We start from the raw sequence: 13573 nt of genomic DNA on the forward strand, positions 1-13573 counted from the left end.
CCCCTGCGGTGACGTCAGAGGTACTGGCTGCACGACGGCCAGGCGCCGGCACCCTGGCCCGCCAGGATCGACTCGGCCACCTGGATCTGCTCCTCGCGGGAGTTGTTGTGTGGCAGTCCGGTTCCGCCGTGCGCGTTCCATGTTCCGGGGCTGATCTGCAGGCCGCCGTAGTAGCCGTTGCCGGTGTCGGCGCCCCAGTCGCCGCCGCTCTCGCATTGCGCGACGGCATCCCAGTCGCCGCCGGCGGCGTTGGCGGGAGCCGCGGACAGTGCGAGCGGTGCGGTCACGAGTGCCGTCGAGGCGGCGACGGTGCCGATGGTGCGCGTGATGGTGAACTTCGACATGGATGATGTCCTCTCCGTGGTTGATGGCGGGGACTCCGGTGCTGCCGACGTCGAACGGTCGCCGGATCGGCCGGAGCTGGTTCCCTCGCCGTGCCCCTGAAAGGTCTTCGATTCCGGTCCCGCTGGGGCAGAACAGTTGTGAAGCGGGACGGTGTGCTCGGTCGACTCGAGCTGGCCACGACGCTAGGACGGATCGACCGACGCGTCACCAGTGGATTTTCTGGCACGTCGGTGCAGCAATAGTGGTCAGCGGGCGGCGTGTCCGCAGGTCGAGCGGTGATCTTGAGCCGTCCGGAGGAGTGAACGGGTGTTCATTCTGTGGTCAGGGTCACGTTTGGGGTGTGATGCACGACACTCTCGAGCCCTCTCGAGTGGCGCATTCGTCCCGGTTGCGCTCAACTGTCGCCAAACGTGCATCGGTGTCCAAGCGGCACAGAATGATTCGTCAGTCGGTGCCGACGACGGCCGCGATCTCGGCCACCGTGAGCGGCACAACTCCGATGGACCGGGCATCGGCAAGGCGGTCCGGCGTGATGCGGGACGTGGCGTCGGTCGCGAGCACCAGGCGATAGTCGCGGCAGGATGCATCGAAGAGCGTCGAGCGAGGGCAGTTCGGGAAGTTGCAGCCCGCGACGACGACGGTGTCGATCGCCGCGCGCTGGAGGTGCGCGTCCAGGTCGGTGCGGTGGAAGGCGCTCCATCGTGGCTTCCACATCACGGTCTCGTGCGGCCCGGCCGCCTGGAAGGTCCCCGCTGTCAGCAGCGTCGGGTCGAGTGCCGGTGCGCCCGGCGGCAGCAGGCCGGAGAGGATCCGGGATCCGGTCGTGCCGGGCCGTGCGATCGGCGCGTCGTCGCGGGTGATCGCGGTCCTGCGCACCCGATCGACGTCATCGCCGTCGTAGAGACGTACGACGTGCACGATCGGGCGGCCGGCGTGGCGATATGCGTCGAGAAGCGTCCGCAGGCGCGGCACCAGCCCGGCAGTGCCCGGAACCGGACACGGGCCGTCGTCCGCGAAGTCGTTCTGCATGTCGATGACCAGCAGCGCGGACGAATTCAGATGGGGGAGAACGTGGTCGTCGAGATCGGCCGTCGAGTCGGTCATGCGTCGAACCTAGCGGTCGATGGACGCCGGAGACGCGAAACGCTCCCCACTCCGAGGGGTGGGGAGCGTTTCGACGGTGAGAATCCGTGCGGCCCGGCCTAGACCGAGACGATCACCGACGAGCCGTGGCCGAACAGGCCCTGGTTCGCGGTGATGCCGACGCGGGCGCCCTCGACCTGACGGCCCTCGGCCTGCCCGCGCAGCTGCCAGGTGAGCTCGCAGACCTGCGCGAGCGCCTGTGCGGGGACGGCTTCGCCGAAGCAGGCCAGACCGCCGGACGGGTTGACCGGGATGCGGCCGCCGATGGTGGTGTCACCGGCGCGCAGCAGGTGCTCGGCCTCGCCGCGCTTGCACAGGCCCAGGTCCTCGATCCAGTCGAGCTCGACCGAGGTCGCGAGGTCGTACACCTCCGCGACGTCGACGTCCTCGGGCGAGATACCGGCCTCCTCGTAGGCGGCGTCGCCGATCGACTCCTTGAACGTGCGCTCCGGGGCGGGGACCGCGGACGCCGACTCGGTCGAGAAGTTCGGCATGTCCATGATGGTCTGCGGGAACGTCGGCGTGACCGTCGAGATCGCCTTGATCCGAACGGGATCCACGATGCCCTTCTTGCGGGCGTACTCCATCGACGTCAGGATGATCGCCGCGCCGCCGTCGGAGGTGGCGCAGATGTCGAGCAGGTGCAGCGGATCGGCGACCATCGGCGAGGCGAGGACGTCCGCGGCCGCCACCTCCTTGCGGTAGCGCGCGTACGGGTTGTTCAGGCCGTGCTTGGCGTTCTTCACCTTGACCGCAGCGAAGTCCTCCACCGTGGCGCCGTACAGGTCGATGCGACGGCGGGCGTTGAGCGCGAAGTAGCCGGGATTGGTCATACCCATCAGCCGGAAGCGCAGCCAGTCCGGGTCGTCCCAGCGCTCACCGGCGTTCGGGGCGAGGAAGCCCTTCGGGGTGGTGTCCGCGCCGACCACCAGTGCCACGTCGGACAGGCCGGCCAGGATGCGGGCACGGGCGGTGTCGAGGGCCTGCGCGCCGGTGGCGCACGCCGCGTACGACGTCGCGACGCGGGCGCCGTTCCAGCCGAGGGCCTGTGCGAAGGTGGCGCCGGCGACGTATCCGCCGTAGCCGTTGCGGACCGTCTCGCCGCCGACGATCAGGTCGACGTCCTTCCAGTCGACGCCGGAATCCGCGAGCGCGGCGCGGGCGGCGGCCACGCCGTACTTGACGAACGAGTGGCCCCACTTGCCCCACGCGTGCATGCCGACACCGAGGACGGCCACATCGTTGTTGCTCATGCCTGTGCCCCGTTCTCTGCTGCCGCGATCGGCTTCCAACGCCAGATGCTGCGGTCGCCCGTCTCGTCCGTGTAGAGGGTCTCGACGACCAGCTCGACCGGGTTACCCACCTTGAGGTCCGCCACGCCGAAGCCGTCGGCCACCTGGCCGAGCACGACGAGGCCCTCGGGCAGTTCCACGGCCGCGAGTGCGAACGGCACGTACGGATCCGTCGTCGGGATGTACGGCGCCGGCGGCTTGTACTGCGCGTCGGTGTACGACCACACCGTGCCGAAGCGGGACAGCTCGACGTCGTCGAACTCCTCGCCGGAGCAGGCCGGGTTCTTGCAGAAGGTGGTCTCCCGCGGGAACGAAATCGTGCCGCAGGACCGGCACTTGGTGCCGATCAGGGCCGGCTCCGGCCCGGTGGTGAACCAGCCTTCGACGGCCGGTGTGGCGGTGTCGCTCATGCAAACCTCATCTGCTTGTCGAGCCTGATCGGCCGGTCGTCACAGGTGACCGGCAATGGAACGGGTTGCAGTATGGCATGAGTTAACTGATTCCCGATGTGCGATCCCATCCACCGGACGGCCGACCGGTTGGAGCATGTCGTCACCGGTCCCGTCGTCCGCGTCGGTCCGCCCAGTGGGACTCGTCCGGGTCGGGAGCGGGCGGCCCTCGAATCCGAACAAACGACCATAGGCGACACGGGCGCTCGGGATCGGCCGCGCGGCGCGCTGTACTGGGGCGAAACACGCCGACATCGAACGGTGGAACTCCGCCGATGTCGGGCGACCGACCGTTAGGGTGGGTGCGACTCGTCGGAGGTGCGTAGTGCCCAGAGTGACTGTCAGGCCGGAGGATCGGGTGATCAGTCTGCGAGACGGTCGGTCGATGGGATTCGCCGACTACGGACCCGCGGACGGATTCGTCGTGGTCAACGCCCACGGCGAATTGTCGTGCCGACTGGACGTCCGGGCCGCTACGCCCATCGCCGAGGCCGCCGGCGTCCGCCTGATCTCGCCGGATCGACCCGGGATCGGGCTCTCCGATCCCAGCCCGGGACGCACCGTGCTGGACTGGGCTGCCGACGTCGAACAACTACTCGACCGACTCGAAGTCGAACGCGCGGGTGTTCTCGGGTGGTCGATGGGAGGCCAATACGCCGCCGGACTCGGCTATGCGCTCTCGGAGAGGATCAGTCGCGTCGCCATCGTCGCGGGTGCCCTGCCGCTGAGCGAGGACGGCGCGATCGCCCGGTTGGGGTCGATGGACCGTTGGTGCACCCGGATCTCCAGGCGATGTCCCGGCCTGGCCACCGGATGGTTTCGGGGCATGTCGCTCCTCGCCCGCTCGATGCCGAGGCCGTTCACGCGCATGTTGGCGCGGTCGGTCGGGACGACCGACGCCGAGGTGCTCGAGAACGTCCTCGACGAGTTGGTCGAAATGACCGGCGAGGGACTGCGCATCCCGTCCGGTGTGGTCGAGGACTACCGCGCGTGGTCGCGGCCCTGGGGCTTCGCACCGGAGGATCTGGAGGTGCCCGTCGACGTCTGGTGGGGCGCCGCGGACCGAATCGTCCCCAAGGAATGGGTGACGGAGCTGGCGAGCCGAATCCCCAAGTCCACCTTGAACATCGGCATGGGTGGACACTTCTTCGCCCAGCTGCACTACCGGGAGATCCTGGACTCGCTCGCCGAAGTGCGGTGACTCCCGGGGCTCGTCGCCCTATCGCGCTGCTTCGGCCCGCGCCGCGATGTCGGCGAGGTCCTGCATCATGACCTTCGCGGTGACCCGCATGCCCAGGCGCCCGAACACCGCCATCATGATCTGCTCGAACCCGGACGGCGCCGATTGGCTGGGGCTGAACGTCATGGCGAGATCGGTGCTCCCGCCGAGATCCGTCATGCGGCGCGTCTCTCGCCACCTGGTGCCGACCTCGTACCCGCTTCCCGCGACACGCTCGACGCGTGACACACCGCTGAGCGTCTCCGCGTCCCGGTCGATCTCCGTCAGGACGGTCCACACGGCGGCCGGCGTTGCGTCGACGACATGGTGCAGGCGGATCTCGTTGCTCGACACCGACGACCTCCACGCTCCGGGTTGGTTCGGGCCAGCATAGGAGCCGGTGCCGACACGAGCGGGTCTCGCGCGAGGCCCGGTCGGCCCCATGGCTGTTCGGTGTTCGCCTTCCGGCACGGCTCGGCGCACGGATCGTGACCCGGATATGGAAGGAGACCCGGAGGTCGGTGGTCCATCTCGACTGGATGGTGGTGGACGGACCGGCATTCGGCTGGTCCTTCGTGGTGCCCTCGGTGAGACTCGAACTCACACTGCACGGGTTTTGAATCCGTTTCCTCTGCCAATTGGGATACGAGGGCGTGCGGGTTCCCACTCTAGAAGATCACGGCCCACAGTCAAACCACCGGTACCCTCGAAGCGTTCGCGCCCTGATCGGCGGGCGCCGATCAGAGGAGAATGTCACCATGAACGCTTCCGCTCCGCAGGGCACGGAACGACAGTCGCGGCGCGTGGTGGTGGCGGAAGACGAGGCGTTGATCAGGCTCGACCTCGTCGAGATGCTCCGCGAGGAGGGCTACGACGTCGTCGGTGAGGCCGGCGACGGGCAGCGTGCCGTCGAGTTGGCGGAGGAGTTGCGCCCGGACCTGGTGATCATGGACGTGAAGATGCCGCGCCGCGACGGGATCGATGCGGCGTCGGAGATCGCCGCGAAAAGGATTGCGCCCGTGGTGATCCTGACCGCCTTCAGTCAGCGTGAGCTGGTCGAGCGCGCGCGGGACGCCGGTGCGATGGCGTACCTCGTGAAGCCGTTCTCCAAGGCCGATCTCGTGCCGGCGGTGGAACTGGCGGCGAGTCGGTTCACCGAGATCGCGCTGCTCGAGCGGGAGGTCTCGACGCTGTCCGAGCGGCTCGAGACCCGCAAGGTCATCGAGCGCGCCAAGGGCATGCTGATGCAGTCTCAGGGGCTGAGCGAGCCGGAGGCGTTCAAGTGGATCCAGCGCGCCGCGATGGATCGTCGGACGACGATGAAGGTGGTCGCCGAGGTCGTTCTCGACACGCTCGGGGGTGCCGCCGCGGGCGAGTGAGTCGGCCCGACACCCGACGCGCGGGGAGGAAGGGCGTGCCTGTCGGCGCGGCTCCCTAGACTGGTCAACCGTGAGCCCCGCAACCACCTCCTCGTCCACTGCTTCCGCGACCGCTGACGCGTCCGGTTCCGATCGGCCGACGCTGCTGCTCCTCGACGGGCACTCGCTCGCCTACCGTGCGTTCTTCGCGCTGCCGGCCGAGAACTTCAAGACGCACAGTGGTCAGTCGACGAACGCGGTGTACGGGTTCACGTCGATGCTGATCAACCTGCTGCGCGACGAGCAACCGACGCACGTCGCGGCCGCGTTCGACGTCTCACGGCAGACCTTCCGCGCCGAGGCGTTCCCCGAGTACAAGGCGAATCGCAGCAAGACCCCGGACGAGTTCAAGGGGCAGGTCGAGATCACCAAGGACGTCCTGGGCGCCATGGGCATCCCGGTGATGGCGATCGAGGGCTACGAGGCCGACGACATCATCGCTACGCTCACCACGCAGGCCACCGCGCTGGGCTACCGCGTGCTCGTCGTGACCGGCGACCGGGACTCGCTGCAGTTGGTCACCGACGACGTCACCGTGCTCTACCCGCGCAAGGGTGTCTCCGACCTCACCCGCTTCACGCCGGCGGCGGTCGAGGAGAAGTACGGCCTCACTCCGCAGCAGTATCCGGACTACGCGGCGCTGCGTGGCGACCCGAGCGACAACCTCCCCGGCATCCCTGGCGTCGGCGAGAAGACCGCGGCCAAGTGGATCCGCGAGTACGGCTCGTTCGAGAACCTGGTGAACGAGGTCGACAAGGTGAAGGGCAAGGTGGGCGAGTCGCTGCGGGCGAACCTGCCCGCCGTGGTCCTCAACCGCCAGCTCACCGAGATGGTGCGCGACGTCGCGCTGCCGTACACCCCGGACCAGTTGGCGCTGGCGCCGTGGGACCGCGAACGCATCCACGCGCTGTTCGACGACCTCGAGTTCAAGGTGCTGCGGGACCGGCTGTTCGCGACGCTCAGCTCCGCCGAGCCGGAAGCCGAGGAGGGCTTCGAGGTGCGCGGCCGGGCGCTGGCGCCGGGCGAGGTCGCGGCGTGGATCGCCGAGCACGCGTCGACGGGGGAGCGGCACGGGCTGTCCGTGGTCGGCGCCGGCACGCCGTACGGCGGCGACGTCACGGCCGTCGCGATCGCAGCCTCCGACGGGGAGGGTGCCTACATCTCGACCACCGCCGCGACGCCCGAGGACGAGGCCGCGCTGGTGGCCTGGCTCGCCGATCCGCAGCAGCCGAAGGCGCTGCACGAAGCCAAGCGCGCCATGCACGCGCTGTGGGGACGCGGGTGGACCCTCGCCGGCCTGACCAGCGACACGGCGCTCGCGGCGTACCTCGTGCGTCCGGGACAGCGCAGCTTCAACCTCGACGACCTGTCGCTGCGCTACCTCAAGCGTGAGCTGCGTGTGGAAGAGTCGGGGCAGCAACAGCTTTCGCTGTTGGACGACGAAGAGGCGGCGGACGCCGAAGCGGCCGAGGGCGAGATCCTGCGCGCGCGTGCGGTCGTCGACCTGGCCGCCGCGCTGGACACCGAGCTGGCCGACATCGAGGCGACCGGGCTGCTGGCCGACATGGAGCTGCCGCTGCTGACGGTGCTCGCTGAGCTCGAAGCCACGGGCATCGCTGTCGACAGCGGGCACCTGCACGATCTGCAGTCGACGTTCGCGGCGCGGGTCGCGGAGGCCGCGGACGCCGCCTACGAGGTGATCGGCAAGCAGATCAACCTCGGTTCGCCGAAGCAGCTGCAGGTGGTGCTCTTCGACGAGCTCGACATGCCCAAGACCAAGAAGACGAAGACCGGGTACACCACCGACGCCGACGCGTTGCAGTCGCTGTTCGAGAAGACCCAGCACCCGTTCCTCGAGCACCTGCTGGCGCACCGCGACGCGACGCGGCTGAAGGTGACGGTCGACGGCCTGCTCAAGACAGTCGCCGAGGACGGCCGGATCCACACCACGTTCAACCAGACCGTGGCGGCCACGGGTCGGCTGTCGTCGACCGAGCCGAACCTGCAGAACATTCCGGTCCGCACCGACGCCGGCCGGCAGATCCGCGACGGCTTCGTCGTCGGCGAGGGTTTCGAGACGCTCCTCACCGCGGACTACAGCCAGATCGAGATGCGCATCATGGCGCACCTCTCGCGCGACGAGGGGCTGATCGAGGCGTTCAACACCGGCGAGGACCTGCACAGCTTCGTCGGCTCGCGGGCGTTCGGGGTGCCGATCGAGGAGGTCACGCCGGAGCTGCGGCGGCGCGTGAAGGCGATGTCGTACGGCCTGGCGTACGGGTTGAGCGCGTTCGGGCTCGCCGCGCAGCTCAAGATCTCTACCGAGGAGGCCCGGCAGCAGATGGAAGCGTACTTCGCGCGCTTCGGCGGCGTCCGCGACTACCTGCACGAGGTCGTCGAGCAGGCCCGCAAGGTCGGCTACACCGAGACGCTGTTCGGTCGGCGCCGCTACCTGCCCGACCTCAACAGCGACAACCGGCAGCGCCGCGAGGTCGCCGAGCGGGCCGCGCTCAACGCGCCCATCCAGGGCACGGCCGCCGACATCATCAAGGTTGCGATGATCGACGTGCAGCGGGCGCTGCAGGGGGCCGGGCTGAAGTCGCGGATGCTGCTGCAGGTCCACGACGAACTGGTGCTCGAGGTCGCGACCGGCGAACGCGACGCGGTGGAGGCGTTGGTGCGCGACAAGATGGCGTCCGCGATCGAACTGTCGGTCCCGCTCGAGGTGTCGGTCGGCACCGGACGCAGCTGGGACGCCGCCGCGCACTGACTCGTGCGCGGGACGGCGTCCCAGTGGATGCTGCGATCAGTCGTCGCTCAGTTGCCGGCCGGTGACTGGGCGGCGATCTCCTCGCGGACCGCGTCCATGTCGAGGGCCTTCACCTGAGTGATCAGATCCTCGAGTGCGGCGGGCGGCAGCGCACCGGCCTGGTTGAACACGAGGATGCCGTCACGGAAGGCCATGATGGTCGGGATCGATCGGATCCCGGCGCCAGCAGCGAACTCCTGCTCGGCCTCGGTGTCCATCTTGCCGTGGACGATGTCGGCGTGCTTCTCCGACGAGGCCTCGAAGGTGGGTGCGAAGGAGCGGCACGGGCCGCACCACGACGCCCAGAAGTCGACGAGGACGATGTCGTTGTCCTCGATGGTCTGCTTGAAGTTCTGCTGGGTCAGGGTCTGGGTAGCCACGAAGGGTCCTTTCCGGGGAGTTGGTCGGATGTCTGGTCCGTTGGCCAGTGCAACGCTCCCGCCTCGGGAATTCTTCCGCATGCCCGATTCGAGCGGTTCCGCGGTTCCTGTCACGGACGGCGGGTGATCCGCCACTCCCGCTTGGCGACCGAATCCCAGCGTCGGACGCCGTCGGACGTGCCGACCACGTCGCGATTTCCGGCGCGTGTGACCACGACGGCAGTGCCGAGGTCGGTCGCCTGGATCCGTCGGGACAGCGTCACGTGCGGCGTCCACTCGCCGGGCACGATGTGCGGGGGCACGCCCTCGCAGTCCATCATCAGTTCGTAGACGATGCGCTGCAGCGTCAGGAGTTCGGTGGTCGGCACGACCAGCCGGGCCAACGTGAGACGGCGGCCCCCGAACACCACCACCCCGCCCAGGCGCAGTGGCAGCGGCGCCGACGGCAGTTCCCGCACGAGGGCGGCGTCGACGTCGGGCGGTATCCGGCTCGCCACCCCCAGCGTGACGTGCGGCCGATTCGATTCGGCGGTGATGCGGTCCTGGCTGGGCAGGCGCGCGGCGGAGAGGCGGCGCCACTCGGCTCGTACGGTCGCGTCGACGTCACTGTCGAGAAGCAACTCCACGGACTGGACCATCGTGAGTAAATAATGGACCGATGGGGAGCCCTAGTACAGACGACGTGCGGAATCCACGGATCGGTTTGTTGCAGGGCGACGGCATCGGGCGGGAGATCGTCCCCGCGACCAGAGACGTCGTCGACGCGGCGATGGCCGCGGTGGGACTGCCGGAGGTCGACTGGGTCCCGCTGCCGATCGGATTCGACGCCATCCCCACCTACGGCACCCCCACCCCGGAGCACACGCTCGTCGAACTGGCCGAACTCGACTCGTGGATCCTCGGCCCCCACGACAGCGCGTCCTACCCCGAGCCGTTCCAGATGCAACTGACCCCGGGCGGCGCGATCCGCAAGCGGTTCGACCTCTACGCGAACATCCGGCCCGCGCGCACCCTGCCCGGGGTGCGCGCGGTGTCGCCGCGCATGGACCTGGTGATCGTCCGGGAGAACACCGAGGGCTTCTACGCCGATCGGAACATGTTCGCCGGCAGCGGCGAGTTCATGCCCACCCCGGACGTCGCGATGGCCGTGGGCGTCGTCACCCGGCAGGCGTGTGAACGCATCGCCCACACCGCCTTCGAGCTGGCCCGACGCCGCCGCCAGCGGGTCACGGTGGTGCACAAGGCCAATGTCCTCTCGACCACGACCGGGCTGTTCCGGGACGTCTGCCGGGAGGTCGGGCAGCACTATCCCGACGTCGTGCTCGACGACGAGCACGTCGACGCGATGGCCGCGCACCTGGTGCGCCGCGGCGAGGAGTACGACGTCATCGTCACCGAGAACATGTTCGGCGACATCCTGTCCGACCTCGCGGGGGAGCTGTCCGGCTCGCTCGGGACCGCGGCGTCCATCAACGCGTCCGAGGTGAAGGCGATGGCGCAGGCCGCGCACGGGGCGGCCCCGGACATCTCCGGCCGCAACCGCGCCAACCCGACCGCGCTCATCCTGTCGGCGGCGATGCTCCTCGAGTGGCTCGGTTCCACACGGCACGAGGCGGGGTTGGCCGCCGCGGCGGTGCGGATCCGCAGCGCTGTCGAACGGACCGTCGAGGCAGGTGTCGCCACCGCCGACCTCGGCGGACTGGCGTCGACGAGCGAGTTCACCGAATCGGTGATCGCGCGGGTGTTTCGACGATGACCAAGATCGATTTTCGCGGACCATGATCGACTTCTTCACCGGTGGGTCGAACCAGTAGGGTTTCGGGGTCCAAAAGGCCGGAGATGGGAGGAGTGACCGATGTTCGGACGAGTGGCCGCCGCCACCGGCGGTCGGCGAACACGGTCGGTCCGAACGGTCGTCGGTGCCTTGCTGGCGCTGATCGCGTTGACGGCGACCGGGTGCGTCAGGAACAACGAGGGCCTCGTTCCGGTGCTGCCGCCGATCGACGTCCACCCCGTCGACGCGATCGCCGCTCAACTGCCGCCCGAGATCGCCGCGGCCGGTCGCCTGCGCGTCGGTACCAACCCGCCGTACGCGCCCAACGAGTTCAAGGACGAGGACGGGACGATCGTCGGATTCGACGTCGACCTCCTGACTGCCGCGGCGGCGGTCCTCGGCCTGACGCTCGACGTCAAGGAAACCGACTTCGACAAGATCATTCCCGCTGTGCAGGCGGGAACCCTGGACGTCGGCATGTCGTCGTTCACCGACACGCTCGAACGCGAGAAGTCCGTGGACTTCGTCACCTACTTCAGCTCCGGCGTGCAGTGGGCGCAACGGGCGGGGGACGACGTCGACCCCGACAACGCCTGTGGGCTGCGCGTCGGCGTGCAGACGACCACCATCGAGGACATCGACGAGGTGCCGGCCAAGAGCGCGGCCTGCGAAGCCGCCGGTAGACCGCCGATCCGGAAGGTCAAGTACGACAGCCAGGACGATGCCGCGAACGCGCTGATCCTGGGCCGCGTCGACGCGCTGTCGGCCGATTCGCCGGTCACCGCGTACGCGATCAAGCGCAGCAACGGGCGCCTCGTGCCGGCGGGCGGAGTGTACGACGCAAGCCCCTACGGGTGGGTGATCGCGAAGGACTCGCCCCTCGGCCCGGTCCTGCAGCAGGCCCTGCAGTACCTCATCGACGGAGGCCAGTATCGCGCGATTGCCGAGGCGTGGGGCGTCGAAGCGGGAATCATCGAAACGTCGGTCGTCAACGGCGCCACGCAGTGAGCACGGGAGAGGGAACGGTCATGCCAGCCAACGAGAGTCGGCCACCGGACATGGCGGCCGAGCCGGAGCCGATCAAGGCGGTCCCGCTGCGGCACCCCGGGCGGTGGATCGCGGCGGTGATCGTGGTCGGGCTGTTGGGGCTGTTCGTCTACGGGGCCGCCACCAACGAAGCCTTCCACTGGGACGTGTACCGCCAGTACCTGTTCGACGCGCGGATCACCGAGGCCGCCTGGAAGACGATCCAGCTCACGGTGCTGGCGATGACGATCGCGATCGTGCTCGGCGTACTGCTCGCCGTCATGCGATTGTCGCCCAATCCCGTGCTCCGATCCGCCGCCTGGGTCTACCTGTGGGTGTTCCGCGGTACGCCGGTCTACGTCCAGTTGGTGCTGTGGGGGTTGTTCCCGGTCATCTACCAGACGATCACCCTGGGCATCCCGTTCGGACCCCAGTTCGTGCACCTCGACATCAAGACCCTCGAGGCGGCTTTCCTGTTCGCGGTGATCGGACTGGCCCTCAACGAGGCCGCGTACATGGCCGAGATCGTCCGGGCCGGCGTCGGCTCGGTGAACGAGGGCCAGATCGAGGCATCGACCGCGCTCGGGATGTCGTGGTCGCAGACCATGCGCCGTACCGTGCTGCCGCAGGCGATGCGGGTGATCATCCCGCCGACGGGCAACGAACTGATCAGCATGCTCAAGACCACGTCGCTGGTCGTGGCCGTGCCGTACAGCGGTGAACTGTACGGACGGGCCCGCGACATCTCCGGCGCCAACTTCTACCCGGTGCCGCTCCTGCTGGTCGCGTCCACGTGGTACCTGGCCATCACCAGCATCCTGATGATCGGTCAGTACTACATCGAGCGGCACTACTCGAAGGGCGTCTCGCGAACCCTCACCGCCGGGCAGCTGCAGGCCCTCGCGGAGGCGCAGCGCAGCGACGAAGGCGGTGCGCAGTGACGACGCCGATGGTCCGCGCCGAGCGGGTCTGCAAGAACTACGGCGCCCTGAAGGTGCTGCGGGGGATCTCCCTCGAGATCGATCGCGGACAGGTGCTGTGCCTCATCGGACCGTCCGGTTCGGGCAAGTCGACGTTCCTGCGCTGCATCAATCATCTCGAGCAGGTCAACGCCGGCCGTCTGTACGTCGACGGCGAACTGGTGGGCTACGCGGAACGTGGCGGCAAGCTGTACGAGCTGAGCCCCCGTGCGGCGGCCCGACAACGGCGCGACATCGGGATGGTGTTCCAACACTTCAACCTGTTCCCGCATCGAACCGCGCTGGAGAACATCATCGAAGCGCCCATGCAGGTGAAGAAGGTGCCGCGGGCCAAGGCGATCGAGCGCGCCCGGGACCTGCTCGATCGGGTGGGGCTCGTGGAGAAGGCCGATGCCTACCCGGCGCAACTGTCGGGCGGGCAGCAGCAGCGGGTCGCCATCGCCCGGGCGCTGGCGATGGATCCCAAGCTCATGCTGTTCGACGAACCCACCTCGGCGCTCGACCCCGAACTGGTCGGTGAGGTGCTGGGCGTGATGAAGCAACTCGCGAAGGACGGCATGACGATGGTCGTCGTCACCCACGAGATGGGTTTCGCGCGCGAGGTCGCCGACCAGTTGGTCTTCATGGACGGAGGCGTCGTCGTGGAGGCCGGTGTACCCCAGGAACTGCTGGCGAACCCGCAGCAGGAGAGGACGAAGGCGTTCCTGTCGAAACTGCTGTGACGGCTGTGACCGCCGT

14 protein-coding genes and 1 tRNA gene are annotated in these 13573 nt (G+C 68.6%); 7 read left to right on the forward strand and 8 right to left on the reverse strand.

Going from position 1 to position 13573, the window contains the following annotated elements:
- Positions 1 to 14 precede the first annotated feature (14 nt).
- The 4 genes from EGT67_RS13645 to EGT67_RS13660 all read right to left on the reverse strand — a co-directional run bounded on the left by EGT67_RS13645 (position 15) and on the right by EGT67_RS13660 (position 3190).
- A complete protein-coding gene (locus EGT67_RS13645) occupies positions 15 to 344 on the reverse strand; it encodes a transglycosylase family protein (RefSeq protein ID WP_127916600.1) in 330 nt (109 codons plus the stop codon).
- A gap of 445 nt (positions 345 to 789) precedes the next feature.
- Positions 790 to 1449, reverse strand: coding sequence for a cysteine hydrolase family protein (locus EGT67_RS13650; protein WP_127916601.1), 660 nt, complete (start codon positions 1447 to 1449; stop codon positions 790 to 792).
- 98 nt (positions 1450 to 1547) lie between these two features.
- Positions 1548 to 2741, reverse strand: a complete 1194-nt coding sequence (locus EGT67_RS13655; protein WP_127916602.1) for a lipid-transfer protein — start codon at positions 2739 to 2741, stop codon at positions 1548 to 1550.
- Positions 2738 to 3190 carry a Zn-ribbon domain-containing OB-fold protein gene (locus EGT67_RS13660; RefSeq protein WP_127916603.1) on the reverse strand — a complete coding sequence of 151 codons (453 nt, stop codon included), beginning with the start codon at positions 3188 to 3190 and terminating at the stop codon, positions 2738 to 2740. The genes EGT67_RS13655 and EGT67_RS13660 overlap by 4 nt, the downstream gene beginning before the upstream one ends.
- 397 nt (positions 3191 to 3587) lie before the next feature.
- On the opposite strand from EGT67_RS13660, the gene EGT67_RS13665 reads away from it, so the two are divergent.
- Positions 3588 to 4430 (forward strand): alpha/beta fold hydrolase, encoded by an 843-nt coding sequence (locus EGT67_RS13665; RefSeq protein WP_127916604.1) that lies wholly within the window; start codon positions 3588 to 3590, stop codon positions 4428 to 4430.
- An 18-nt stretch (positions 4431 to 4448) separates the two neighbouring features.
- Here EGT67_RS13665 and EGT67_RS13670 read toward each other — a convergent pair whose 3' ends face one another.
- Together EGT67_RS13670 and EGT67_RS13675 are read right to left on the reverse strand one after the other, a co-directional pair.
- Entirely contained in the window at positions 4449 to 4802 is a 354-nt protein-coding gene (locus EGT67_RS13670; protein ID WP_241566021.1) for an SRPBCC family protein, read from the reverse strand.
- Between the two features lie 222 nt (positions 4803 to 5024).
- Positions 5025 to 5101: transfer RNA gene (locus EGT67_RS13675), tRNA-Leu, on the reverse strand.
- 105 nt (positions 5102 to 5206) lie between these two features.
- Between EGT67_RS13675 and EGT67_RS13680 the strand changes: the two genes are divergently transcribed.
- On the forward strand, positions 5207 to 5827 hold the full coding sequence (locus EGT67_RS13680) for an ANTAR domain-containing response regulator (RefSeq protein ID WP_127916605.1): 621 nt from the start codon (positions 5207 to 5209) through the stop codon (positions 5825 to 5827).
- Between the two features lie 70 nt (positions 5828 to 5897).
- A complete protein-coding gene (gene polA, locus EGT67_RS13685; protein ID WP_127916606.1) occupies positions 5898 to 8636 on the forward strand; it encodes a DNA polymerase I in 2739 nt (912 codons plus the stop codon).
- Positions 8637 to 8683: 47 nt separating this feature from the next.
- On the opposite strand, the gene trxA is transcribed toward polA, so the two are convergent.
- Both trxA and EGT67_RS13695 read right to left on the reverse strand, forming a co-directional pair.
- On the reverse strand, positions 8684 to 9055 hold the full coding sequence (gene trxA, locus EGT67_RS13690; protein ID WP_127916607.1) for a thioredoxin: 372 nt from the start codon (positions 9053 to 9055) through the stop codon (positions 8684 to 8686).
- Positions 9056 to 9165: 110 nt separating this feature from the next.
- On the reverse strand, positions 9166 to 9693 hold the full coding sequence (locus EGT67_RS13695) for a 2'-5' RNA ligase family protein (protein WP_127916608.1): 528 nt from the start codon (positions 9691 to 9693) through the stop codon (positions 9166 to 9168).
- Positions 9694 to 9713: 20 nt separating this feature from the next.
- Between EGT67_RS13695 and EGT67_RS13700 the strand changes: the two genes are divergently transcribed.
- The 4 genes from EGT67_RS13700 to EGT67_RS13715 all read left to right on the forward strand — a co-directional run bounded on the left by EGT67_RS13700 (position 9714) and on the right by EGT67_RS13715 (position 13557).
- Positions 9714 to 10811, forward strand: coding sequence for an isocitrate/isopropylmalate dehydrogenase family protein (locus EGT67_RS13700; protein ID WP_127916609.1), 1098 nt, complete (start codon positions 9714 to 9716; stop codon positions 10809 to 10811).
- Positions 10812 to 10910: 99 nt separating this feature from the next.
- Positions 10911 to 11837 (forward strand): ABC transporter substrate-binding protein, encoded by a 927-nt coding sequence (locus tag EGT67_RS13705; protein ID WP_127916610.1) that lies wholly within the window; start codon positions 10911 to 10913, stop codon positions 11835 to 11837.
- 20 nt (positions 11838 to 11857) lie between these two features.
- A complete protein-coding gene (locus EGT67_RS13710) occupies positions 11858 to 12796 on the forward strand; it encodes an amino acid ABC transporter permease (RefSeq protein WP_127916611.1) in 939 nt (312 codons plus the stop codon).
- A gap of 8 nt (positions 12797 to 12804) precedes the next feature.
- Complete coding sequence (locus EGT67_RS13715) at positions 12805 to 13557, forward strand: amino acid ABC transporter ATP-binding protein (protein ID WP_127916693.1); 753 nt, start codon at positions 12805 to 12807, stop codon at positions 13555 to 13557.
- Positions 13558 to 13573 lie beyond the last annotated feature (16 nt).

Origin of the sequence: Prescottella agglutinans (genome assembly GCF_004011865.1) — a bacterium.
Classification (GTDB): domain Bacteria; phylum Actinomycetota; class Actinomycetes; order Mycobacteriales; family Mycobacteriaceae; genus Prescottella; species Prescottella agglutinans.